Source organism: Massilia sp., from assembly GCF_046293535.1.
GTDB lineage: Bacteria > Pseudomonadota > Gammaproteobacteria > Burkholderiales > Burkholderiaceae_D > Telluria.
This window is the reverse complement of record NZ_JBKBOV010000002.1, coordinates 1-25,608: the sequence shown is the minus strand read 5'-3', so window position 1 is coordinate 25,608 and position 25,608 is coordinate 1. Positions and strand designations below refer to the sequence as shown.

16 protein-coding genes are annotated in these 25,608 nt (G+C 63.2%); 14 read left to right on the top strand and 2 right to left on the bottom strand.

Annotated elements, in window-relative coordinates; all coding sequences use genetic code 11:
- Positions 1–34 precede the first annotated feature (34 nt).
- Complete coding sequence (locus ACK4S9_RS01445) at positions 35–1,051, top strand: arabinan endo-1,5-alpha-L-arabinosidase (RefSeq protein WP_409720556.1); 1,017 nt, start codon at positions 35–37, stop codon at positions 1,049–1,051.
- Positions 1,048–3,390, top strand: a complete 2,343-nt coding sequence (locus tag ACK4S9_RS01440; RefSeq protein ID WP_409720554.1) for a beta-L-arabinofuranosidase domain-containing protein — start codon at positions 1,048–1,050, stop codon at positions 3,388–3,390. The genes ACK4S9_RS01445 and ACK4S9_RS01440 overlap by 4 nt, the downstream gene beginning before the upstream one ends.
- 91 nt (positions 3,391–3,481) lie before the next feature.
- On the opposite strand, the gene ACK4S9_RS01435 is transcribed toward ACK4S9_RS01440, so the two are convergent.
- Complete coding sequence (locus ACK4S9_RS01435; protein ID WP_409720552.1) at positions 3,482–6,640, bottom strand: RNA-directed DNA polymerase; 3,159 nt, start codon at positions 6,638–6,640, stop codon at positions 3,482–3,484.
- Positions 6,641–6,835: 195 nt separating this feature from the next.
- On the opposite strand from ACK4S9_RS01435, the gene ACK4S9_RS01430 reads away from it, so the two are divergent.
- From ACK4S9_RS01430 to ACK4S9_RS01380, 11 genes are all read left to right on the top strand, one after another.
- On the top strand, positions 6,836–7,798 hold the full coding sequence (locus tag ACK4S9_RS01430; protein WP_409720550.1) for an ABC transporter substrate-binding protein: 963 nt from the start codon (positions 6,836–6,838) through the stop codon (positions 7,796–7,798).
- Positions 7,799–7,805: 7 nt separating this feature from the next.
- Positions 7,806–9,329, top strand: coding sequence for a sugar ABC transporter ATP-binding protein (locus ACK4S9_RS01425; RefSeq protein ID WP_409720548.1), 1,524 nt, complete (start codon positions 7,806–7,808; stop codon positions 9,327–9,329).
- Positions 9,326–10,390, top strand: coding sequence for an ABC transporter permease (locus tag ACK4S9_RS01420; protein ID WP_409720546.1), 1,065 nt, complete (start codon positions 9,326–9,328; stop codon positions 10,388–10,390). The genes ACK4S9_RS01425 and ACK4S9_RS01420 overlap by 4 nt, the downstream gene beginning before the upstream one ends.
- Positions 10,387–11,364, top strand: a complete 978-nt coding sequence (gene yjfF / locus ACK4S9_RS01415; protein WP_409720544.1) for a galactofuranose ABC transporter, permease protein YjfF — start codon at positions 10,387–10,389, stop codon at positions 11,362–11,364. Before ACK4S9_RS01420 ends, yjfF begins: the two co-directional genes overlap by 4 nt.
- A 29-nt stretch (positions 11,365–11,393) precedes the next feature.
- Positions 11,394–12,365: a glycoside hydrolase family 43 protein gene (locus tag ACK4S9_RS01410; protein ID WP_409720542.1), complete on the top strand. Its 972-nt coding sequence runs from the start codon at positions 11,394–11,396 to the stop codon at positions 12,363–12,365.
- A 55-nt stretch (positions 12,366–12,420) separates the two neighbouring features.
- On the top strand, positions 12,421–13,362 hold the full coding sequence (locus tag ACK4S9_RS01405) for a LysR family transcriptional regulator (RefSeq protein WP_409720540.1): 942 nt from the start codon (positions 12,421–12,423) through the stop codon (positions 13,360–13,362).
- A gap of 15 nt (positions 13,363–13,377) precedes the next feature.
- Complete coding sequence (locus ACK4S9_RS01400) at positions 13,378–14,409, top strand: family 43 glycosylhydrolase (protein ID WP_409720538.1); 1,032 nt, start codon at positions 13,378–13,380, stop codon at positions 14,407–14,409.
- A gap of 97 nt (positions 14,410–14,506) precedes the next feature.
- The gene (locus ACK4S9_RS01395) at positions 14,507–16,726 is read left to right on the top strand and encodes an NADP-dependent malic enzyme (protein WP_409720536.1); all 2,220 of its coding nucleotides are present in this window, start codon (positions 14,507–14,509) and stop codon (positions 16,724–16,726) included.
- A 121-nt stretch (positions 16,727–16,847) separates the two neighbouring features.
- The gene (locus ACK4S9_RS01390; RefSeq protein WP_409720534.1) at positions 16,848–18,437 is read left to right on the top strand and encodes a glycoside hydrolase family 43 protein; all 1,590 of its coding nucleotides are present in this window, start codon (positions 16,848–16,850) and stop codon (positions 18,435–18,437) included.
- Positions 18,438–18,502: 65 nt separating this feature from the next.
- Positions 18,503–20,767 carry a glycoside hydrolase family 3 C-terminal domain-containing protein gene (locus tag ACK4S9_RS01385; protein WP_409720532.1) on the top strand — a complete coding sequence of 755 codons (2,265 nt, stop codon included), beginning with the start codon at positions 18,503–18,505 and terminating at the stop codon, positions 20,765–20,767.
- A gap of 15 nt (positions 20,768–20,782) precedes the next feature.
- Positions 20,783–22,705, top strand: coding sequence for a sialate O-acetylesterase (locus tag ACK4S9_RS01380; RefSeq protein WP_409720530.1), 1,923 nt, complete (start codon positions 20,783–20,785; stop codon positions 22,703–22,705).
- 67 nt (positions 22,706–22,772) lie between these two features.
- Here the strand turns inward: ACK4S9_RS01380 and ACK4S9_RS01375 are convergent, their stop codons facing one another.
- Positions 22,773–23,549 carry a class I SAM-dependent methyltransferase gene (locus tag ACK4S9_RS01375; RefSeq protein WP_409720528.1) on the bottom strand — a complete coding sequence of 259 codons (777 nt, stop codon included), beginning with the start codon at positions 23,547–23,549 and terminating at the stop codon, positions 22,773–22,775.
- A 278-nt stretch (positions 23,550–23,827) separates the two neighbouring features.
- Here ACK4S9_RS01375 and ACK4S9_RS01370 point away from each other — a divergent pair, with 278 nt between their 5' ends.
- Complete coding sequence (locus ACK4S9_RS01370) at positions 23,828–24,235, top strand: hypothetical protein (RefSeq protein ID WP_409720526.1); 408 nt, start codon at positions 23,828–23,830, stop codon at positions 24,233–24,235.
- Positions 24,236–25,608 lie beyond the last annotated feature (1,373 nt).

Sequence of the window (25,608 nt, the reverse complement as noted above, 5' to 3'; positions counted from 1 at the left end):
CACCCTACGGATCGCGACTATTCAGGAGTCCGCAATGTCTCTACTCTCCCGTCTCTTCGCCGGCGCGCTGCTGCATGCCGCCGCGCTGCCCGCCTTCGCCGCCCAGCTCGAGGTCCACGACCCCGTGATGGCCAAAGAGGGCAGCAAGTATTACCTCTTCAGCACCGGCCCCGGCGTCAGCTTCTACAGTTCGAGCGACATGCGCTCGTGGAAGCCCGAGGGCCGCGTCTTCGCCGGCGAGCCGTCCTGGGCCAGGAAGGCCGCCCCGACTTTCAACGACCACATCTGGGCGCCGGACATCTATCACCACAATGGGAAGTACTACCTGTACTACTCGGTCTCCGGCTTCGGCAAGAACACCTCCGGCATCGGCGTGACCACCAACGCCACGCTCGACCCGCGCTCGCCGAACTACAAGTGGGAAGACCAGGGTATGGTGCTGCAGTCGGTGCCCGGGCGCGACCTGTGGAACGCCATCGACTCGCACGTGATCGACGACGACAACGGCACGCCCTGGATGTCCTTCGGCTCCTTCTGGACGGGCCTCAAGCTCGTGAAACTCGACGCCAGCCGCACCAAGCTGGCCGAACCCCAGGAGTGGCATACCATCGCCCGCCGCGACCGCCCGGCCTACGTACCGGATGAGGAAGCCGGCCCGGCCCAGATCGAGGCGCCCTTCATCTTCAGGAAGAACGGCTGGTACTACCTGTTCGCCTCCTGGGACCTGTGCTGCAAGGGCAAGGACAGCACCTACAAGGTGGTGGTGGGCCGCGCCAAAGCCATCACCGGCCCCTACCTCGACCGCCAGGGCGTGGACATGGCCAAGGGCGGCGGCTCGCTCGTCATCCAGGGCGACCGCTCCTGGCGCGGCCTGGGCCACAACAGCGCGTATACCTTCGATGGCAAGGACTATATGGTGCTGCATGCTTATGAAAGCGCCGACGGCTACAAGCAGAAGCTGAAGGTGCTCGAGATGAAGTGGGACAGGGAGGGTTGGCCGCTCGTCGACCAGGCTGATCTCGACCGCTACCAGAGCGTGCGCCTGCCATGAAGTACAAGCTCGCTGCGCTCACGCTGGCGCTGCTCAGTGCCTGGACCCAGGCGGCCGAGCTCTTCCCCCTGGCCGACGTGCGCCTCAAGCCCGGACCCTTCCTCGACGCCCAGACCACCGACCTGAACTACATGATGGCGATGGAGCCGGATCGCCTGCTGGCGCCCTTCCTGCGCGAGGCCGGCTTGAACCCGCGCCAGCCGAGCTACGGCAACTGGGAATCGACGGGGCTGGATGGCCACATGGGCGGCCACTACCTGTCGGCGCTGGCGTTGATGTACGCCGCGACCGGCGACGCCGAGGTGCTGCGCCGCCTGAATTACTTCGTGGCGGAGCTGGGGCGTGCCCAGGAAGCCAACGGCGACGGCTACCTGGGCGGCATTCCCGGCGGGCGCCAGGCCTGGCGCGACATCGCGGCCGGCAAGCTGGCGGCCGACAACTTCTCGGTCAACGGCAAATGGGTCCCCTGGTACAACCTGCACAAGGTCTACGCGGGCCTGCGCGACGCCTACCGCTACGCCGGCAACCAGCAAGCCCGTGCGATGCTGGTCGCGCTGTCCGACTGGGCGCTGCGCCTGAGCGCGCAGTTGAGCGAAGCGCAGATGCAGCAGATGCTGCGCGCCGAGCATGGCGGCATGAACGAGATTTTCGCCGATGTGGCGCAACTGACGGGCGACGACCGATACCTGGATCTGGCGCTGCGCTTTTCGCACCAGGCGGTCCTGCAGCCGCTGGCGCAAGGGCAGGACAAGCTCACCGGCCTGCATGCCAACACCCAGATCCCGAAGGTGATCGGCTTCAAGCGCATCGCCGACATGACCGGGCGCCAGGACCTGGACCGGGCCGCGCAGTTCTTCTGGAAGACGGTGGTCGAGCGGCGCTCGGTGGCCATCGGCGGCAACAGCGTCAAGGAGCACTTCCACGACGACCGGGACTTCGCTTCCATGATCGGCGAAGTCGAAGGACCGGAGACCTGCAACACCTACAACATGCTCAAGCTGACGGGCATGCTGTTCCAGTCGGAGCAGAAGGGCAGCTACGGCGACTATTACGAGCGCGCGCTGTACAACCACATCCTGTCCTCGCAGCGTCCGGGCGGCGGCTTCGTCTACTTCACGCCGATGCGGCCGAACCACTACCGCGTGTATTCGCAGGTGGACAAGGGCATGTGGTGCTGCGTCGGCTCGGGGATCGAGAGCCACGCGAAGTACGGCGAGTTCATCTATGCGCACGGAGGCGATGCGCTGTTCGTGAACCTGTTCATTCCCTCGACGCTGCACTGGCGCGAGAAGGGCGTGCGCATCACCCAGTCGACGCGCTTCCCGGACGAGGGCAGCACGCGCCTGACGGTGGATGAGCCGGGCAGCTTTACCATGAAGATCCGCTATCCGGGCTGGGTCGCTAGCGGCAAGCTGGCGGTGAAGGTGAACGGCAGGGCGGTGAAGTTTGACGCGGCGCCGGGCGGCTACGTGAGCATCGCGCGCGCGTGGAAGAAAGGCGACCGGGTGGACGTGCGGCTGCCGATGCGCACGCGCCTGGAGCAGATGCCGGACAAGTCGAACTACTACGCCGTGCTGCACGGCCCGATCGTGCTGGCCGCGAAAACCCGGATGTTCGGTGACGAAGAGCTGAATTTCCTGGCGGACGAGTCACGCATGGGCCATATCGCGGGCGGGCCGGTGTGCCCGCTGGAGGCGGCGCCGATGCTGGTGAGCGACTCGCTTGCATTCCTGCGCCGTTTCAAGCCCGTGAAAGGCAAGCCGCTGACCTTCACGGCGCCGGGGCTGGTGCGGGGCGCCGCGGGCAGCGCGACCGAGTTCGTTCCCTTCTTCCGCCTGCACGAATCGCGCTACACGATGTATTGGCAGCATGCGACGCCGGCCAATTTCGAGCGCATGCGCGCCGAGAACGCCGCGCGGGAAGCGGAGCGGCTGGCGCTGGACGCCCGCACCATCGACCAGGTGGCGCCGGGCGAGCAGCAGCCGGAGTCGGACCATTTCTTCAAGGGCGAGGGCATCGAGGCGGGCGTGAACGGCGGGCGCCACTGGCGCCATGCGAGCAAGTGGTTCAGCTATGAGCTCAGTTCTCCGAAGGGCGACGCAAAGGTGCTAAGGCTAACTTTCGCCAGGGCGGACGCGGGAAGACAATTTGACATTGAAATTAACGGTATCCTGCTCGCTAACGTCCTACTTGAGGGTACCGCACCGCAAGATTTCTATTCCGTCGACTACGTTCTACCACAGCAGTTAACACAGGATAAACCAAAAAAGCTGGTTATACGCTTTATAGCCAGAGGCTCTGTAGCCGGAGGACTTTACGGACTTCGCCTCCTTCGATAACGCTCACGAACAGCCGGCCCAAGCAACGAGCACGATAACTGTAGGCTCCATTGCTTGGGAATTGCTATTCGTAGTTTCTGCTTAGAAGAAACTACCTCGGAATAGCCTTTCGACTCGAAAGAATCTGGAAGCCTTCTGGTACAGGCTTGTAGGGATCTTTTTCTCCCGGCCAGCGCGTCGCTCGACTTTGAAAAGCTCGAAGCTGATCAATGTCTATTTCTACCACCACTACATGTTCATTCTCCCCACCGCGGATGCGACAAAGATCTCGTCCGTGATTTGCTTTCGCAGGCGCGCGCACGCGACTATCGCCATAGATTCGGTTATTGACCAACGCAATATGCGCATGCACGTCTAAACTTGAAGACTCAACTAACGCAGAGAAAGTTTCCAAATCCCTGTTCCAAGAAAGAACCATCATACAGTCAACTCGTCCCTGAAAGTTGAGTCGATGATTCACATTTTGAAGCTCGGAGCAAATCAGCAACCCAAAGTGAAATCCATTATGAATATAGATTGGCTTCTCTGCTTCTCTTAATTTCGGTGGCCATTGTTTTCCAAACGTTTTCAGTAAATCGTACTCCTCGCCGGCGGCAGGAAGTGATTTTTGCTGCCGAATCTGTACGCTAGCAGGAAAGCCCAGACGGTCATCAGTTAAAATAAGGACTGCTTCACTGTGTATGAAATCTGGGTAGGTATGGTGATAATCGAGCCCGGCAATCAAGCTAATTCCCGCATCACGCAATAAGCTCGACACAGTCTCGACCCAGCGATCTGGCAGCGAAAGTTCTGGTAAAAGCAAGTGAGTCGGTTTGGGATAGGCTTTTAGAGCTTGGTTGATTAGCCTTTCAATTCTCTCGTATCGTTCCCGAGATACGTCTTGCCGTCCTAATGCGGCGGCACTGTAGCTTCCCTGAACGGTCTTTAAACTGCTTATCCCTAATCGCGGGCTCTCCCGCTTCGTCGTTCCGATGTAAGCACGTTTAAATGATTTTTCCTCATTCTTGATCTTCTTTGCACTAATCTCTTTAGAGACCAACGTCGGCTTCACCCAAACACCACGGATAGCCCTAACATACCTCGCCCAAGCCCGTGCCGGGTTTGTGTCGGCGTTCTCGAAAATGCACTCCGAGGGCAAAAATAAGGAAATCTCCTGAGTTGAATACGGTCGTGTCGGCGCTAAGTATGGGATCAGTGAAGGAGGTAGGGCTTCAGAATTCGTCTTAGCACATCGGTAGTTAACTCGGGTGGCGCCGGAACCCTCACCGGTACTTCTCGACTTGTCCAAGAATGCCTTCAAATCTTCGCTATGGATGTATAGACTATGAAGCGATTCTTCATTGCTGCTTTGTTGACGTTCTCGTTGTGCGTCACGACGAAGGTGATCCTTGTATGAGGTTTTTGCCCAGTCGCACTCCCTAAGTAAGAGCGAGATGGCACTTAGTCCATCATAATCGGATGTCAGGCCAACTGATTCGCAAAGTTCCTTCCCAATGTCATTTATAGGGCTCATACAGCCGTCGCGCTGAGACCACCGTAGTGACCGAGAAATCGCATCTGCTGCTAATTCGATTACGGTCTGCCTTAAAGTCTCCCAAACCTTCGAATGGTTACCTTTTAGCGGAACTCCATTCAATACAAGCGCCGAGATATCGGCGCCGCTCAACGTCTTCAACGAAGAGAATGTCGTCGTTAGCATGCGTTTCGCATTTGCCCAGTCACCAAGCGATACTGCGATAGAAAGGAGTCGAGGCAAATAATCCATATGATCGAGTATCTTGTCAGGCCTCAAGATATGCGCCTTCGCGAACTCATAGAACTTTTCCCGTTCAGGTTCCCAGTCGCCTTTTCGCAAATCTCGTGCAAGTATTTCGACTGCCCGCAACTGAATCGCCCAGCCGAGCCTTCGCACTACTAGTCCATCGGCTTTTCGAAGAGTGTCTGCCTCATCTGCAGGGTGACCTGCCGCTGTCAGGATTTTTGCAGATGCCATCGATGCAAGCCGCTTCGGTGAGGGCATTAATCGCCGCTCGCTCGATACGCTTCGAATCTGATTTTCGATGTTATCGAGTAAGTCCAAGCCACCATTCCCTTTCAAGAAAAATATTTTTTGCTTATCCTGTTTAAGGATAAGTCTAGTTTTTCCTTGGATGCCACCCGGTAAGGTCAGCTCTATTGAGCTGCTTTGACTCGATTCAATCTTTTCGGGAAAGCATGAACTCCGTTTCGCAATGTAGCTCAGAAGCTCCGGGGCATCATGGACGTTTCCTGGGTCACGCAAAACCAAAAAAATATCGTCAACATATCGCCCATAATAAATTGGAGCTAAGTTGCTTTCGATGCTTTTATCGAGGCTCGCGAGTAGGGCGTTTGCTGCAACGCGCGCCATGGCCAGACCAATTGGAACTCCGCCTTTGACTGATGATTTCGGCGCACCTTCTTGCTCAAGCCAGGTCGAAGCCTTCTTTGCCCAAGCTTTCAATGCGAGAACAAAAGACGATGTAAAGCTAAGTTCCCAGTCGTTTAGCTGAATGTCATTTAGCTTTAGAAACTCATCCTTGTTGAGAAAAGATGGGTCAATATTGTGATAATAGCTCGTTAAATCCATGGAAACAGCAATTACCGAGCCGTCCGCTTCTAACTCGCGTCGTATTGCACGTAACCCGTTCTCGCGCCATCGTTTGTAAGGATTGAAGTAGGGTTGAAATGAGCCCATTGCTTCGATATGGTAGTCCCCGCTTCCAACCTTCGCTACTTGATCCGTATGTCTATAGCGCCGTAAGCGTGATCCATATGCGGAACCAGATAAGATGGCATCGTACTTGTGTCCGACCGTATTAATCCACAGTGCGGAGAGCACGTGCATTACAATTGGGAAGTCTCCGACAAGCCTGAACTCCGGAATCAAATTGTTGCGTGATCGTAGGTTAGAGAAAGCACGATTTGGGTCGGAGAAATATCCGTGAGGGCCTACTTCCACTCCCTTTTTCTTCGGTTCCACACTGAGTTTCTTCGCAACCAGACGGCATTTGCCGAGATTATCTAGCAATAGCTGATCAATTTCGCCTTGGCGAACTTTTCCTAAAATTTCGCTCAGATTAGCAGGAAGGTTACCCTCGAATGCTGCAAAACTCTTAGCCACGCACTTTACGTCGGTGAATTTGAAGCAATCGACTTTTGCCTTTCTGTAAGCATAGAAAAGATCACCGATTTTAATGTCTTGCCATGAGGAGATAGAGTTTGTTTTCATAGTGCGTATAGGAAAGAGATCCTAGGAGAGTAGCATACTGTTGCCGCCCCGGCACTTATTGTATTTCTGATAACTACATCTGATGCTGGACATCCGTTGATACAAGAATTGGCATCTCAACGATCGAAAAAGTGATTGGAACGTTATCAGAAGATTGTTTAGTATTGCGAAACAACAATACCGGAGACTAAGGTAATGACCCTCACCCGCAGAACCCTCCTGGGTAGCGCCGCCGCCTGCGCCATCGCCGTCGCGATGCCGGCCCGCGCCGCCAAACCGCTCACCATCGGCTTCTCCCAGGTCGGCGCCGAATCCGAATGGCGCACCGCCAACACCGCCTCGATCAAAAGCGCCGCCAAGGCGGCCGGCGTCAACCTGAAGTTCGCCGACGCCCAGCAGCGCCAGGAAAACCAGGTCAAGGCGATCCGCTCCTTCATCGCCCAGCGCGTCGACGTGATCGCTTTTTCGCCGGTCGTGGAATCGGGCTGGGACACCGTGCTGCGCGAAGCCAAGGCCGCCAAGATCCCCGTCATCCTCACCGACCGCGCCGTCAAAGTCAGCGACCCCTCGCTGTACATCAGCTTCATCGGTTCCGACTTCGTGGAAGAGGGCCGCCGCGCCGCGCGCTGGCTGGTCGAGCACCAGAAGAAGAACCCGAACCGCAGCTACAACATCGTCGAGCTGCAGGGCACCGTCGGCTCGGCGCCGGCGATCGACCGCAAGGCGGGTTTTGCGGAAGTCATCAAGGACCATCCGAAGCTGAAGATCATCCGCTCGCAGACCGGCGACTTCACCCGCGCCAAGGGCAAGGAAGTGATGGAAGCCTTCCTCAAGTCCGACCGCAAGAACATCAACGTGCTGTACGCCCACAACGACGACATGGCGATCGGTGCGATCCAGGCCATCGAGGAAGCGGGCCTGAAGCCGGGCAAGGACATCCTGGTGGTGTCGATCGACGGCGTGCGCGGCGCGTTCGAGGCCATGTTGCAGGGTAAGCTCAACGTCACCGTCGAGTGCAATCCGCTGCTCGGGCCGCAGCTGATCCAGACCGCCCAGATGGTCAAGGCGGGCAAGCCGGTGCCGAAGCGTATTACCGTGAACGAGGGTGTGTTCCCAGCTGAAGTCGCGGCCAAGGAATTCCCGAACCGTAAATACTGAGGCGGCCATGCTCGCCTCGACCACCGTGGCGCCGGTCCTGGAAGTGACCGGCATCCACAAGCAATTCCCGGGCGTGAAGGCGCGGTCGGACGCAGGCCTGCGCCGGTTCCCCGGCGAAGTCCACACGCTGATGGGCCAGAACGGCGCCGGCAAGTCGACCCTCATCAAGGTCCTCACCGGCGTCTACCAGCCCGAGCGCGGCAGCATCCAACTGGATGGCCGGGAGATCGCACCAAGCTCCACGCAGGACGCCCAGCAGCTGGGCATCAGCACGGTCTACCAGGAAGTGAACCTGTGCCCGAACCTGTCGGTCGCGGAAAACATCTTCATTGGACGCTATCCGCGCCGCTTCGGCATGATAGCTTGGGCCGGCATGCGCCGCCAGGCTGCCGAACTATTAAAGCGCCTGCAGATCGATGTCGACGTCTCCCAACCCTTGTCGAGCTATCCGCTGGCCATCCAGCAGATGGTGGCGATCGCGCGCGCCCTGAATATATCGAGCAAGGTCCTGATCCTCGATGAACCCACCTCCAGCCTGGACGAGAACGAAGTCCAGCTGCTGTTCTCGGTGCTGCGCGGCTTGCGCGAGCAGGGCATGGCGATCCTGTTCGTCACCCACTTCCTCGACCAGACCTACGCGATCTCCGACCGCATCACCGTGATGCGCAACGGCGAGCGCGAAGGCGAGTACCTGTGCAGCGAGCTGTCGCGCCTGGCCCTGGTCAACAAGATGATCGGCGCACCGGCCGAGGCGCAAGAAGAAACCGGCAGTGCCTGCGCCGCAGCTGGCCAAGCCACCGAGACCTTCCTGCGCACCAAAGCGCTGGCGCGCAAGGGGGTGCTGAATCCGATCGACCTCGAGATCCGCAAGGGCGAGCTGCTCGGCCTGGCCGGCCTGCTCGGCTCCGGCCGCACCGAGACCGCGCGCCTGCTGTTCGGCGCGGACAAGGCGGACGGCGGCGCGATCGAGATCGATGGCCGCAGCCAGGTGTTCTCGACGCCGCGCGACGCCATTCAACAGGGCATCGGCTTCTGCTCCGAAGACCGCAAGCACGAAGGCGCGATCCTGGCCCTGTCGGTGCGCGAGAACCTGATCCTGGCATTGCAGGCGCGCCAGGGACTGCTGCGCGCCATTCCGATGCGGCGCCAGCAGGAACTGGCCGCCCACTATGTGAAACAACTGGGGATCAAGACGGCCGGCATCGAGACGCCGATCGGCCTTCTGTCTGGCGGCAACCAGCAGAAGGTCCTGCTGGCCCGCTGGCTGGCCACCGAGCCGAAGCTGATGATCCTCGACGAACCGACGCGCGGCATCGACGTGCGCGCCAAGCAGGAAATCATGGATTACGTTACCACCCTGTGCCGCAAGGGCATGTCGATTCTGTTCATCTCGTCCGAGCTGCCCGAGGTGCTGCGCGTGAGCGACCGCATCGTGGTCATGCGCGACCGCAAGGCCTGCGGCGAGTACGGCCGCGGCGAGCTGGACGACAGTTCGGTGCTGCACGTGATCGCCGGGGAGGGCAGCGCATGAACGTCGCCGTCAAGGAAACCGCGCTGGCGCCCGCGCAGGCAGCAAAATCCTCGGTGTTCCAGCATTCGCTGTTCCGCCCCCTGGCGGCACTCGGCCTGCTGCTCCTGATCGACTTCCTCTTGATTCCGGGCTTCTTCCACCTCGAGATCAAGGACGGCCACCTGTACGGCAGCCTGGTCGACATCGTCAACCGCGCAGCGCCCCTGATGCTGGCCGCGATCGGCATGACCCTGGTCATCGCCACGCGGGGCATCGATATCTCGGTGGGCGCCGTGGTGGCCCTGTCCGGCACCGTGGCCTCGATGCTGATCGGCGGCACCATGGTGATCAACAACGGCGTGCCCGAGTACGTGGCGCAGACGCCGATGGCGCTGGCGCTGCTGGCCGCCATGGGCGCGGCCGTGCTGTGTGGCTTGTGGAACGGCGCCCTGGTCGCGGGCCTGGGGTTGCAGCCGATCGTCGCGACCCTGATCCTGATGGTGGCCGGGCGCGGCCTGGCCCAGCTGCTGACCGACGGCCAGATCGTCACGGTGTACTACCAGCCCTTCTTCTTCCTGGGTAGCGGCTACTTGCTCGGGCTGCCGTTCGCGCTGTTCGTGGTGATCGCGGTGTTTGCCGCTACCAGCCTGCTGCTGCGGCACACGGCGCTGGGCCTGTTCATCCAGGCGGTCGGCATCAATCCGGTGGCGGCGCGCCTGGCCGGCATCCGCACCGCGGCCCTGGTCGTCTTCGTGTACGTGTTCAGCGCCGCCTGCGCCGGCATGGCCGGGCTCATGATCAGCTCGAATGTGAAGAGCGCCGATGCCAACAACGCCGGCCTGATGCTGGAACTGGACGCGATCCTGGCGGTGACCCTGGGCGGCACCTCGCTCGCGGGCGGCAAGTTCTCGCTGATGGGCAGCATCATCGGCGCGCTGATCATCCAGACGCTCACCTACACCATCTATTCGCTGGGCGTCCCGCCCGAGGTCAACATGGTCGTGAAAGCAAGCGTGGTGTTCCTGGTCTGCATCTCGCAGTCCGACCAGTTCAAGAATCTGTGGAAGAGGAGGGCGGCATGAACGCATTGACCACGCGCGTGTCGAGCGCGCCCTGGTTCACCTCGGCCGCCACCGTGGTCCTGCTGGTCGCCATGCTGCTGGCGGGGGGGCAGGCCTACGATGGCTTCCTGTCGCTGCAGGTGATGCTCAATCTCCTGATCGACAACGCTTTCCTGCTGGTGCTGGCGATCGGCATGGGCGTCGTCATCCTTTCCGGCGGCATCGACCTGTCGGTGGGCGCGGTGCTGGCCCTTGGCACCATGGTGGCGGCGTGGCTGCTGCAGGTGGCAGGCTGGCCGCCGCTGGCGGTGATCGCGGTCGTGCTGCTGGGCGGCGCGGCCTTTGGCGGCGCCATGGGCGCGATCATCCACGTCTTCCGCCTGCAGCCCTTCATCGTCACCCTGGCCGGCATGTTCCTGGCGCGCGGCCTGTGCTACCTGATCAGCATCGAGTCGATCACCATCGAGGATCCGCTGTTCGTGGCCATGTCGCAGACCCAGCTGCCCTTCCTGGGCGGCTTCCTGTCCCCTGGGGCGCTGATCGCCATCGCCATGCTGCTGTTCGCGGTGTGGATGGCGCATTACTCCTCCTTCGGGCGCGCGGTGTACGCCATCGGCGGCAACGAGCAATCCGCCGCGATGATGGGGCTGGCCGTGGGGCGCACCAAGGTCGCGGTGTATGCCTTCAGCGGCTTCTGCGCGGCGCTGGGCGGCCTGCTGTTCTCGTTCTACATGTTGTCGGGCTACGGCCTGCATGCGCAGGGGACGGAACTGGATGCCATCGCGGCCGTGGTCATCGGCGGTACCCTGCTCACCGGCGGCTACGGCTACATCCTCGGTGCGCTGTCGGGCGTGCTGGTGCTCGGCACCATCCAGACCCTGATCGCCTTCGACGGCACCCTCAGTTCCTGGTGGACCAAGATCGTGATCGGCGCGCTCTTGTTCGTGTTCTGCGTGGTGCAACGCCTGATGGGCTTCGGTCAGAAGCAAAGCTAATAAATACAAGCTATATATAAGGAGACGTGATGAATAAGATGTCCGTACGCGCGGCCGGACTGGCCGCCGCATTGGCCGCCGCCTTTGCCGCACCGACCGTCCTGGCTTCCAACCCCATCGTGAAGGACATCTTCACGGCCGATCCGGCCGCGCTGGTCGACAACGGCCGCGTCTACGTCTACGTCGGCCGGGACGAGGCACCGGAGGGCGGCAAGGAATACGTGATGAACGAGTGGCGGGTCTACTCCAGTTGCGACATGAAGCGCTGGACCGATCACGGCTCGCCCCTGCGCTACAGCACCTTCAAGTGGGCTGGGCGCGACGCCTGGGCCTCGGACATCGTCAAGCGCGGCGGCAAGTACTACTTCTATTCGACCGTGGACCACGCCACCCTCAAGAGCAAGGCGATCGGCGTCGCCGTTTCCGATAGCCCGACCGGGCCTTTCGTGGACGCGCGCGGCAGCGCCCTCATCACCAACGACATGACCAGGGAAACCCCGATCCCCTGGGACGACATCGACCCCGCCGTGTTCATCGACGACGACGGCCAGGCCTATCTGTACTGGGGCAACACGGTGATGAAGTACGCGAAGCTCAAGCCCAACATGATCGAGCTCGACGGCCCGATCCACACGGTGGGCCTGGACAACTTCGTGGAAGCGGCCTACCTGCACAAGCGCAAGGGCACCTACTACCTCTCGTATTCGCAGAAGTTCCCGGAACAAACCGTGGTCATGAGCGGCCCGACGGCCACCGGCCCCTGGTCCTGGGGTGGCGTGATCATGGAGAAGAACAGCAACGTCAACACGATCCACCAGGCCATCGTCGAGTTCAACGGCAAGTCCTACATCTTCTACCACAACGGCAAGCTGCCGACCGGGGGCGAGTTCCGCCGCTCGGTCGCCGTCGAGGAACTGCACTACGGACCGGACGGCAAGATGCTGCCGGTGGCGCAAACGGCGGAAGGACCCGCCGCCAATCCCTCGCCGGGCTGCAAGTGATAATCGCCCGGCAGTGGTTCCGTGGAACTGATATCAGAAATGATATGATTTCCTGATGGATACGACGAACCCCAACTGGTTTCTGAAGGCGCGCCTGAAGACGCGCCAGCTGCTTCTTTTGATCGCGCTGGACGACTACCGCAACATCCACCGCGCGGCCGAGGAGCTCCACATGACGCAGCCCGCGGCGTCCAAGCAGATCAAGGACCTGGAGGAGATGCTGGACGTGCGCCTGTTCGAGCGCCTGCCGCGCGGGATGGAACCGACCATCTACGGCGAGACCATGATCCGGCATGCGCGCATGGCGCTCACCAGCCTGGCGCTGGCGCACGACGACCTGGTGTCCCTGAGGGCCGGCCTGTCCGGGCAGGTGGAAGTCGGGGTCATCATGTCGCCCGCGATGGCCCTGCTGCCGCGGGCGATCGCGCGCATCAAGGAACAGGCGCCCTTGCTGCGCATCGGCGTGCACCTGGAGTCCAGCAACGTCCTGCTCGACAAGCTCCAGCGCGGCACGCTCGACTTCATGATCGGCCGCATCCTGGAGAAGGACGATTCGAGCGGCCTGGTATACGAGGAGCTGACCGAGGAAGCCGTCTGCGCCGTGGTGCGTCCCGGCCACGCGCTGCTCGATGCCAGGGACCTGCGCCTGGAAGACATCACCGACAGGCCCTGGATCCTGCCGCCACCCGGCAGCATCCTGCGCCACCGCTTCGACATGATGTTCCGCCGCGCCGGCCTGCAGCCTCCCAGGAACGTGGTCGACACCACGGCGCTCCTGCTCATTACCGCGCTGCTGCAACAGACCGATTCGCTGCACGTGATGCCGCAGGAGGTGGCGCAGTACTACGCCTCGCTGAACGTGATGCGCATCCTGCCGATCGAGCTGCCCTGCAAGATGGACGCCTTCGGCATCATCCGCCAGCAGGACCATTTGCTGTCGCCGGGCGCGGACCTGCTGCTCAAGCAGGTGCGGCTGGCGGCATCCGAGATCTACTGAACAAAGGACCCGAACATGCGCGACGCCCGCCGCCTCCCCCTCGTGTTGACGCTTGCCCTGGCATTGCCCGCCGCAGGCGCGGCAGCCGCCGAGTTCGCCAATCCCCTGGTGCTGCAGCGCGCCGACCCGCACGTTACCCTGCACGGCGACGGCTATTACTATTACACGGCCACGGTCCCCGAGTACGACCGGATCGAGCTGCGCCGCACCCGCTCGCTGAACGACCTGGGCAAGGCCGAGGCCAGGGTGGTCTGGCGCAAGCATGCCGGCGGCCCGATGAGCCGTCACATTTGGGCGCCGGAGCTGCACCACATCGACGGCAAGTGGTATCTGTACTTCACGGCCGGCCGCGAGGACGCGCCTTTCGACATCCGCCTCTACGTGCTCGAGAACGCGTCACCCAATCCCCTGGAGGGGCAGTGGATCGAGCGCGGCCAGCTCAAGACGGGCTGGGAATCCTTCGCCCTGGACGCCACCACCTTCGTGGTGAAAGGGCAGCGCTACCTGGCATGGACCCAGAAGCCGCCCACGGCGGACCGGCACATGACGGCCGTCTACATCGCCCGCATGGACACCCCGCTGTCGATCCAGGGTCCCGCCAGGCTCTTGACCGCTCCCGAACATGCGTGGGAGAAGATGACCCATCACGTCAACGAGGCCCCGGCCGTGCTGGTGAAGAATGGCCGCGTCTTCATGACGTATTCCGCGAGCGCCACCGACGCCAGCTACAGCCTGGGCTTGCTCACCGCGTCGGCTTCCGCCGACCTGCTCGATCCGGCCTCGTGGAAAAAGTCGCCGCTGCCGATGTTCCGGAGCAGCGCGGCGACCGGGCAGTATGGGCCGGGCCATAACTCCTTCACCACGACGCCCGACGGCAAGCAGGACGTCCTGGTCTACCACGCGCGCAACTACGAAAAGATCGAGGGCGACTCCCTGTTCGACCCGAATCGCAACACGCGCGCGCAAGTCATTACATGGCGAGCCGACGGCACGCCGGACTTCGGCGTCCCGGTGCCGGACCGGCGGGCGGGCGCGCAGCGGCGCTGAAGGCGCACGGGGCTGCGCGATTGGCAGCCGGGCACGCCGCCATTCGCAGGGTGCAGTATGCTATCCCTTTTCGGCATCACTCAAGAAAGAGGACACCATGAGCACTGAGAGCAGCCTGGGCGCAAACGTCGACAGCCAACTGCGTACCGACGCGCTGGAATACCACCGCAAGCCCGTGCGGGGCAAGATCGAGGTGGTGGCCACCAAGCCGCTGTCGAACCAGCGCGACCTGTCGCTGGCCTATTCGCCGGGGGTGGCCTACGCCTGCCAGGAAATCGCCGCCGACCCGGCCACGGCCGCCGACTACACCTCGCGCGCCAACCTGGTGGCCGTGATCAGCAACGGCACCGCCGTGCTCGGCCTGGGCAATATCGGCCCGCTGGCCTCGAAGCCGGTCATGGAGGGCAAGGGCTGCCTGTTCAAGAAATTCGCCGGCGTCGACGTATTCGACCTGGAGCTGGCGGAGAACGATCCGGACAAGCTGGTCGACGCCATCGCCATGCTCGAGCCGACCGTCGGCGGCATCAACCTCGAGGACATCAAGGCGCCGGAATGCTTCTACATCGAGAAGAAGCTGCGCGAGCGCATGAACATCCCGGTCTTCCATGACGACCAGCACGGCACCGCGATCATCTCCAGCGCGGCCCTGCTCAACGCCCTCAAGGTGGTCGGCAAGGACATCGGCCAGGTCAAGCTGGCCGCCTCCGGCGCCGGCGCCGCGGCGATCGCCTGCCTCGACATGATGGTGAGCCTGGGTGTGAAGCAGGAGAACATTTTTGTGGCCGACTCGAAGGGCGTGATCTGGCAGGGGCGCGAAGCGAACATGGAAGCCAACAAGGCGCGCTACGCGCAGGCAACCGACGCGCGCGTCCTGGCCGACATCGTGCAAGGCGCAGACGTGTTCCTGGGCTGCTCGACCGCCGGCGTATTGACCGCCGAGATGGTCAAGACCATGGCCGACCGGCCCGTGATCCTGGCGCTGGCCAACCCGGAACCGGAAATCCGCCCGGAAGTGGCCAAGGCGGCCCGTCCCGACTGCATCGTCGCCACCGGCCGTTCGGACTACCCGAACCAGGTCAACAACGTCCTCTGTTTCCCCTACATCTTCCGCGGCGCGCTCGATTGCGGCGCCACCCGCATCACCGACGAGATGAAGCTGGCCTGCGTGGGCGCGATCGCGCGGCTGGCCGAGGCCGAAGCCAACGACGCGGTGGCCGAAGCCTATGCCGGCCAGGACCTGAGCTTCGGTCCCGACTACATCATCCCGAAGCCTTTCGATCCGCGCCTGATGGCCGCCATCGCCCCGGCCGTCGCCGCCGCCGCGGAAAGCTCGGGCGTGGCCACCCGCCCGATCGCCGACATGGACGCCTACCGCGCACGCCTGGCCGAGATGATCTATCACACCGGCTTCTTCATGAAGCCGGTGTTCGCCAAGGCCAAGGCGGCCCCGCGCCGGGTCGCCTATGCCGACGGCAGCGACCAGCGCGTGCTGCGCGCGGTGCAGACCGTGGTGGACGAGGGCCTGGCCAAGCCGGTGCTGATCGGCGCCGCCCAGGAGGTGGAGCAGGCCGTGCAGCAATCCGGCCTGCGCCTGCAGCGCGGCGTCGACTACGAGCTGGCCGAGCCCGACGGCAGCGGTGACGTGAGCTTGCAGGGCGCCCGCCTGCTGCAATCCGGCGCGGTCGATGCGCTCATCTGCGGCATGGCCGGCAGCTACGACAGCCACCTGGCCCACGTGCGCGACGTGATCGGCACCGCGCCCGGCACCAGTGTGCTGGCGGCGATGAACGCGCTGGTGCTCGACAAGATGACCCTGTTCATCACCGACACCTACGTCAACGACAGCCCGTCCGCCCAGGAACTGGCCGACATCACCCGCCTGGCCGCCACCGAGCTGCGCCACTTCGGCCTGGAGCCCAAGGTCGCGCTGCTGTCGCACTCGACCTTCGGATCCTCCGAGCGTCCGTCGGCGCGCAAGATGCGCGAAGCGCGCGAACTGTTAGCCGGCAGCGCGCCGGAACTGGCCCTGATCGGCGAGGTGCATGGCGACGCCGCGCTGTCGGAAGACATCCGGCGCCTGTACCAGCCGGCCGGCGAGGGGGCAGGCGGCTTTGCCGGCAGCGCCAACCTCCTGGTGATGCCTTCGCTCGACGCCGCCAACATCCTGTTCAACGTGCTGAAGGTCGCGGCAGGCAAGGGCGTCACCGTCGGGCCGATCCTGCTGGGCGCGGCCAAGCCCGTGCACATCCTCAGCCCGAGCGCGACCGTGCGCCGGGTCGTCAACATGACGGCGCTCGCCGTGGCCGCAGTGCGCTAAGCCTTCGGCCATCGACGCGCCGGTCTCCGCCGGCGCGTGTTCTCCATGTTCTTTTCGTTGCTCGTAACCATTTTGTAACCTATACTGGTTGCGCTAACATTTCGGCACGAAAGGAACTCGGATGCGCTTCGGTATCGCAGCGTGGGCAGCCCTCGGCTTGTCCTGCGCCATCACCGCCTCGGCAGGCGAATACAGGAACCCGGTCATCCCGGGCTTCAACCCCGACCCCAGCATCTGCCGGGATGGCGAGGACTACTACCTCGCCACCAGCACCTTCGAGTACTTCCCCGGGGTGCCGATCTATCACAGCAAGGACCTGGTCAACTGGCGCCTGGCGGGCCACGCGCTCGAGCGCCCGAGCCAGCTGCCGCTCGCGGGACAGAAAAGCTCGATGGGCATCTTCGCCCCGACCCTGCGCTGCGGGAACGGGCGCTTCACCATGATCACCACCAACGTCGGGGGCGGCGGCAACTTCATCGTCCAGGCGAGCAATCCGGCCGGACCCTGGTCGGAGCCGGTCTGGATCAAGGACGTGCAGGGGATCGATCCTTCGCTGTTCTTCGACGACGACGGCAAGGTCTACCTCACTTACCAGGACGGCGGCGAGCGCGGCGGCATCGGCCAGGTCGAGATCGACGTCGCCACAGGGCAACTCAAGGGCAAGCCGCGCCGCATCTGGAACGGCCTGGGGGGCGTCTGGCCCGAAGGGCCGCACCTGTACAAGATCAACGGCTGGTACTACCTGCTGCATGCGGAAGGCGGCACCTCGTATGGCCACGTGGTGGTCCTGGCGCGCGCACGCTCGCCCTGGGGGCCGTTCGAGGGCGCACCGGATAATCCGATCCTGACCCACCGCGACCGCCCCGACCTGCTGCTGCAGGCGCTCGGGCACGCCGACTTGGTGCAGACGCCGGAAGGCAAGTGGTTCATGGTGATGCTGGGCGTGCGGCACCTGAAGCACAAGCACCACCTGGGCCGCGAAACCCTGCTGGCGCCGGTCGAATGGACCCAGGACGGCTGGCTCAAGGTCAATGGCGGCGCGCCGCTGCTCGAGAAGGTGCGGGCGCCCGGATTGCCGGCGCCGCATCCGTGGCCGGCGCCCGCGCCGCGCGACGAATTCGCCGCAGCCACGCTGGGCGGCGAGTGGGTCTTCCTGCGCGGGCCGGCCACGGACCTGTGGTCGCTGTCCGAGCGTCCCGGCTTCCTGCGCCTGAAGGGCAGCAAGCTGTCGCTGCTTGATGTCGGCACGCCGGCCTTCGTGGGCAGGCGCCAGGCGCACCTGGACCTGCGCGCCTCCACGCTGCTCGACTTCACGCCGCGCTCCGCCGGCCAGCAGGCCGGCCTGGCGCTGCGCATGAACGAGGACAACCACTACCAGCTGCTCGTCGCCGGAACCGGCAAGGGGCGCGTGCTCCGGCTGGCGACGCGGGTGAAAGGCGTGAGCACCGTCGTGCGCGAAGCGCCACTCGGCGCGGGCCAGGTGGAGCTGATCGTGCGCGCGACCCCGGAACGTTACGTGTTCGGCTACCGCATCGGCGGCCGGGAAGTCGCGCAGTTCGGCAGCGCGCCGACCGCCCCGCTCAGTTCGGAGGAGGCGGGCGGCTTCACCGGCGTGGTGCTCGGGATGGTCGCGCACAGCGCCGACGGCGCCCCCATGCCGGCGGCTGACTTCGACTGGTTCGATTACCGGCCGGCCGGCGGCAAGAAATAAGTATCACGCTGCCGGCCGACGAGCCGGCGGCGGCAGCACACAACAAAAATCACTCTGGAGACAACATGCATCGCAAGAACCACGCCGCCGCCGCGGCGCGCACGGCACTCGTCGCGGCCATTGCCGCCGCCTTCCCGCTGTTGACTTCCGGCGCCTTCGCCGCGCCGGAGCCGGCCGAGCCAGCCCAGAAGCCCTGGCTGGACCCTTCACTGGACGCCGACCAGCGCGCCCGCCTGGCGGTGCAGGCCATGACCCAGCAGGAGAAGCTGCGCTGGGTATTGGGCTATTTCGGCAACGACTTCGGCACCAAGAGCAAGAAGCATCCCGACGCGCTGCATCAATCGGCAGGCTACATCCCGGGGACGCCGCGCCTCGGCCTGCCGGCCCTGTTCGAGACCGATGCCGCCCAGGGCGTGGCCTCGCAAGCCGGCCCGAACGTGCGCGAGCGCACCGCCTTGCCGTCCGGCCTGGCGACCGCATCGACCTGGGACCCGCAGGTGGCCCATGCGGGCGGCGCCATGATCGGCGCGGAGGCGCGCGCTTCCGGCTTCAACGTGATGCTGGCCGGCGGCGTAAACCTGCAGCGCGAGCCGCGCAACGGCCGCAACTTCGAGTACATGGGCGAGGACCCGCTGCTGGCCGGTATCATGGCCGGCGAAGCGATCAAGGGCGTCGAATCGAACAAGCTCATCTCCACGCTCAAGCATTTCGTGCTGAACGACCAGGAAACGGGGCGCTTCGAACTGGACGCGCGCATCGACAAGGCGGCGCTGCGCATGTCCGACCTGCTGGCGATGGAACTGGCGCTGGAGCGCTCCGACGCCGGTTCGGTGATGTGCTCCTACAACCGCCTGAACGGCCCGTATGCCTGCGAACACCCCTGGCTGCTCAATGAGGTGCTCAAGCGCGACTGGGGTTTCCGCGGCTTCGTGATGTCCGACTGGGGCGCGACCCACAGCACCGTGGCCGCCGCCAACGGCGGCCTGGACCAGCAGTCCGGCCACGAATTCGACAAGTCGCCGTACTTCGGCGGCGCGCTGGAAGAAGCCGTCAAGACCGGGGCGGTACCGCAGAAGCGCCTGGACGACATGGTCACCCGCATCGTGCGCACCATGTTCGCCAAGGGCGTGGTCGACAATCCGGTCAAGCCGGGCGGCGCGATCGACTTCGCCGCCAACGGCGCGGTCAGCCGCCAGACGGCGGAAGAGGGCATGGTCCTGCTCAAGAACGAAGGCCGCATCCTGCCGCTCGCGAACACCGTGCGCACCATCGCCGTCATCGGCGGGCATGCGGACGCCGGCGTGCTCTCGGGCGGCGGTTCGTCCCAGGTGTATCCACGGGGCGGCATCGCGGTCAAGGGCTTGTTGCCCGCCACCTGGCCGGGGCCGGTGGTGTACTACCCGTCCTCGCCGCTGCGCGCGATCCAGGCCCAGGCCCCGAATGCGAAGGTGGTGTTCGACGACGGCCGCGACCCGGCCCGCGCCGCGCGCGTGGCCGCAGGGGCCGACGCGGCCCTGGTGTTCGCCAACCAGTGGATCGGCGAGGCCAACGACGCCCAGACGCTGGCGCTTCCCGACGGCCAGGAGGAACTGATCGCGTCGGTGGCGGGCGCCAACGCGCGCACCGTGGTCGTGCTGCAGACCGGCGGACCGGTCACCATGCCCTGGCTGGCGCGGGTTCCGGCCGTGCTGCAAGCCTGGTACCCGGGCACCAGCGGCGGCGAGGCGATCGCCAACGTGCTGTTTGGCTCGGTCAACCCGTCCGGCCACCTGCCGGCCACCTTCCCGCAATCCGAGCAGCAGCTGCCGCGCCCGAAACTGGACGGCGATCCGAAGAACCCGGAACTGCAGTTCACGGTGGACTACCACGAAGGCGCGGCGGTCGGCTACAAGTGGTTCGACCTGAAGGGCCACAAGCCGCTGTTCCCGTTCGGGCACGGCCTGTCCTACACGACATTCGCTTACTCCGGCTTGTCCGGCCAGGTCAAGGACGGCCGCCTGCACCTGCGCTTCAAGGTGACCAACACCGGCAACCTGGCCGGCAAGGACGTGGCGCAGGTGTACGCGTCGCCGCTTGCGACCAAGTGGGAGGCGCCGAAGCGCCTGGCCGCGTGGAGCAAGGTGGCCCTGCAGCCGGGCGAGACGAAGGAAGTCGAGGTCGCGGTGGAGCCGCGCGTGCTGGCCATGTTCGATGAGAAGTCGCGCACCTGGCGCCGCCCGAAAGGCAAGATCCGCTTGACGCTGGCCGAAGACGCCGCCGGCACGGGCGCCACCAGCGTGACCGTCGAGCTGCCTGCCGCCACGCTGGACGCGCGCGGCCGCGCCCGCTGATAGTCAAGGATACGCATGCGACAACTCATCATCTCGGCCGCCTTGCTGGCGTGCGCCGCTCCAGGCGCGGCAGCGCAAGCGCCGCAGCTGCAACTGGACAGCCTGTTCCAGGACCACATGGTGCTGCCGCGCCAGGGGGCGGTCGTGTCCGGCCGCGCCGGGGCGCGCGAGTCCATCACGGTGAGCGGCTTCGGCGGTAGCTGGAAGACCACCGCCGACGCCGCCGGACGCTTCTCTGTCACCTTGCCGAACCTGCCCGCGGGACGCACCGATACCCTCGCGGTCGGGAGCAGCAGCGGCCAGCGGGTGAATCTGGGCGACGTCGTCACCGGTGATGTCTTCCTGTGCTCGGGCCAGTCGAACATGCAGCTCACGGTCAACCGCGCCCTGAATGCGGACACGGTGATCGGCACGTCGACCAATCCGGACCTGCGCATGGCGACGGTCGCCGTCGATCCGCAGCCGGCGCCCCTCGCGCACCTGGCCAAGCCGGTCGCGTGGCAGGCGGCATCGCCGAAGACCGTCGCCGACTGGTCGGCCACCTGTTACTTCTTCGGCAAGGAACTGCAGCGCAAGATCCGGGTGCCGGTCGGCCTGGTCCATGCCTCGCTGGGCGGCTCGAACCTGACGGCCTGGCTCTCGCCGGCGGCCTCGCTGCCGGACTATGCGCGCCAGCAGGAACTGCTGGCGCGGTACGCGAAGGACCCGGCCATGGCCAGCATCGCCTTCGGCAAGGAGGTCGAAGCCTGGTGGCAGGCTTCCGGCGGCCCGGGGCGGCCCTGGACTTCCTCTGCCGCGGACCTGGCGGCGTGGAAGGCGGCGCCGGATGTCGCCAAGAACTGGGAAAACTGGGGCGTGCCCGAGCTGTCGGGGTATGACGGCAGCATCTGGTACGGCGCGACCGCCAGCTTGACGCCGGCGCAGGCGGGGCAGGCCGCGACGCTCGAACTCGGCCTGATCGACGAAGTCGATACCACCTGGGTCAACGGCAAGCCGGTCGGCTTCACGGCGGGCGCCGGCACCGCGCGCGCCTATCCGCTGGCCGCCGGTACGCTCAAGGCGGGCGACAACACGATCGTGCTGAACGTGCTCGACCTGTGGAGCTACGGCGGCATGTACGGCGACCAGCCGCGCCAGTTGCGCCTTGCCGACGGCAGTGTGCTGCCCTTGACGGGCTGGCGCTGGCGGATGCCGCCGAGCGCAAACCGCTATCCGCCGCGCGCTCCCTGGGATGCGATGGCCGGGGTTAGCGTGCTCCATAACGGCATGATCGCGCCGCTGGGGCGCTTTCCCTTCAAGGGCGCGCTCTGGTACCAGGGCGAGAGCAACGTCGGCTCGCCTTACCAGGGCCTGCTGGCGCGCCTGTTCAAGGATTGGCGCGGCCAGTTCGGCAATGGCATGGCCTTCGGCGTGGTCCAGCTGGCGAACTTCGGCGCCCGTCCGACGCAGCCGGTCGAATCGGGCTGGGCGCGGCTGCGCGAGGAGCAGCGCCGCGCGGTGCTGGCCGATTCGAACGCCGTGCTGGCAACCGCGATCGACCTGGGCGACCCGACCGACATCCATCCCGCCAACAAGCAGGGCGTCGGCGAACGGCTGGCGCGCGGGTTCGGGGTCAAGCTGTATGGCCAGCCGGGCAGCGCCAATGGGCCGATGGTGAAGTCGGCCGTCGCGCAAGGAGACGGGGTAGCAGTGGATTTCGATGGGGTCGAAGCTGCGCTGGTCGCTTATGGCGCCGCCGGGCCGATCGGTTTCGAGGTCTGCACGGATACCGGTTGCCGCTGGACCGAAGCCCGTGTCGCGGGAAGCCGGGTCATGCTGCCCGCAGCTGCCGATGCGAAAAAAATCCGCTATTGCTGGGGCGACGCGCCCACCTGTACGCTCTACGACAGCAAGTCCGGCCTGCCGGCGGTGCCCTTCGAGATGGATATCAAACGCTGAGGAGGCCTCTTGTGGCGAACCGATGAAGTTCGCCATCAAGCACCCGATCTCGCAAGAAGATCTGTGCTCAGGGCTTCCGAAACACGATCGCATGCTGGATCGGCAGCGATGTGATGCTGCGTTCCCACTTCAGGCCATGCGCCGTGGCTTCACGCCGTATCTGCCGCTCGCTCATCTTATGCAGCGGCTTGATCGCGACCGACGAATCCTCGGCCCGATATTCGACGAAGACGACGCGCCCGCCCGGCTTCAGGGCGTCGACAATGCTGTCGAGGACCTCGGCAGGATAAGCGAGCTCGTGATAGACATCGACCATGATCGCCAGGTCGACGCTGGTCCGAGGCAGTTTGACGGTGGTTTCGCTGCCTAGCACCGAGACCACATTGCGCACGCCGCGCTTTGCCATCTGGCTGTCGAGCATGCTGATCATTTCCGGCTGCACGTCGACTGCGTAGACGCGCCCGCCGGGGCCAAGCTGTTTCGCCAGCTGCCAGGTGTAGTAGCCGGTGCCGGCGCCGATGTCGGCCACCGTCATTCCCGGCGCCAGCGCCAATTCTCGCAGAAGCAATTCCGGCCGCTCCTCACGCGCCCGACTTTCGCGCTCGAGCCATTGGGCGCCCTCCCATCCCATCACGCCAGCGATCTCGCGGCCCATGTAGCGCTTGCCGATGCCATCCGGGCTCCGTGCGACGTGTTCATAGCGGCCATCGGCGCCCGCTGCCTGTGCCGCAGCATCGCTAGGCGCGGATGGCAGCAGCGTTAGCGCCGACAGGCAAGCCAGCAGGATGGGTAGGGTACGATGAGTGTGCAAGGTGCGGCAGTTGTGCAAGGAAATGCGGAGCATGATCGGTTCCGTAATGAGGCGCTGCCTGCGATGATGCCTCCAGGTTTGCCATGAATGGACAGGATTAGTGTAGTAGCCTTGGCTGCGAAGGCGCGTTCGCTACATCGGACTTTCCTGGTGATGTCGCGTTGACTGGGCAGGTGCCGCGGATCGGATAAACCTTTCCGATGCCTTTTATGCGCTGGATAGCTTTTACCGTTTGCCACCGGTCATGCTGAATCTACCGGCTGAAATAACGTGCATCTTGAGGGGCTGCTCCGGGTCGACTGTAGTCGTTCGTGACAGTCTGCGATTTTTCTGTGCCGGCTCCCTGCTATGCTCAGGTCAACGGCCGCCTTCGGCCAATGGCGGACGTTAAACAAGTTACTTTCTTTTCATACCCTATGCTTGTGAGCATAACACTTGCTGAAGTTCTGGACTCGTTAGAAGCGCTTAACGAGGACAACTGCATTTTCGCGCGCAAGCCGTGGCGCACAGATGCTCTAGCCATTGTCGCGTTACTCACTGACGACTTCAGGATCCCAGCCGAGATGACGGACGAGGGGTTTGAATACTTTCTTGAAGTCCACGTCGCGAAAGACGTTTTAAAGGTGTTTGAAAACCGCCAACCAACTCCTCAAGAGTGTAGAGATTTGCTTTTGTACTATGCCGAAAACGACGCCTATCCCGATTGGGTCTACGGCTAGGTGCCCATGGAGAGAAGCACTTCTGTAATGGCTCCGATTTCGGAGTATGTCCGCTGTTGGTGGGAAGCTGCGTCCAGGTACTTCAGCGATCGGCCAGAAACTACGCACAGTCATATAGCTAACTCGCGGTAATCAACGGAAGGGACTTCATGAATAAATTGCCGCTCTGGATTGTCCTAGTTGTATTGGCTGTTGGACTAGTACTATCAGCAATCTTCAACGCTTCTGTCTGCATGTGGGGCTGTCCTAGGACTATTGAGGTGTATTCGATGCAGGCCTCTTTCTTCGTCTTGGTCGGCTTGATCGTGTGCGTGGTGTACAAGTTGTTCAGGAAACATCCTTAGAATTCGCAGACGACTGCCCATCCATTACCGGGCCGCTTTGGCTGGATGCAGTCCGTCGTGACAGTCTGCGATTTTTCCGCCATAGCTACCTGCTATGCTGAGCTAAACGGCCCGCCTTCGGTCGAAACCGGAAGTTCGTGAGCTTGGCACTTCACGGTGGTAGGCCCAGGAGCCGGCTACAAAATGGATAGGAACAGGATGAGAAACCATACTATCGCAGCGCTACTATTAGTGGCCACTTTAGCAGGATGCAACCGTTCGCCTGGTCCTCTTGAAGGAACTTGGAAGGCAGACGGACCCGTACCGATGACAATTACTTTCCGCCTTGGGGAGACCGAGGCAATGGGTGTGATCGAAAAGGTCGACTACACTACGAACGGGAACGTGGTCAAGGTGACCTATAAGGATGGGTTGATGGAAGGTTCCGCTATCGCATTCACAATCGTGAACCGGAACACAGCGACCAATCCTATGTACACTCTGCGCCGCATTCGATAACGGAAAAGCTCGATGAAGCGCCCGGCCAAAATCGGTTCAAGCTCCGTTGGCCAAGTGCTAACTGCTATTTCCTCAAACGGGGTGCAATTGAACTCGCCAGGCAACGTGCAAAGGATCATCGACACAGGCATAGCACCCCTAAGAAGCAACCTAGCGGTGCACTGATGGCCTTACGATTAAGGAGTAGGTCGTCTGGTTTGCCGAAAAGTTTATCTTGACCGCTGCATGACCGCTATAGGTTGAGGGCGTATGACCTGGGTTCATTTTCGCTGCAAAAGATTTGGGAGAAATGATTGGAATGATGAATCTGATTGACGGCCGCGATCGCTTCCAACACCTAGCCACCGTATTCTACTAAAGAAATAATCTTGAAATCGCATCCCTTATCCTTCCTGTCCTGCGCCCTTGTCTCGTTAGCTACATCAAGTAAAGTGGACCCATCGGTCAAGACAGTTTTTCAGCGAGTTTAAGCTGTGTCGTTTACTCTCACTGCAGCTGGTCGGCGCTGCCCCGTGATACCCCTTCCTCGCC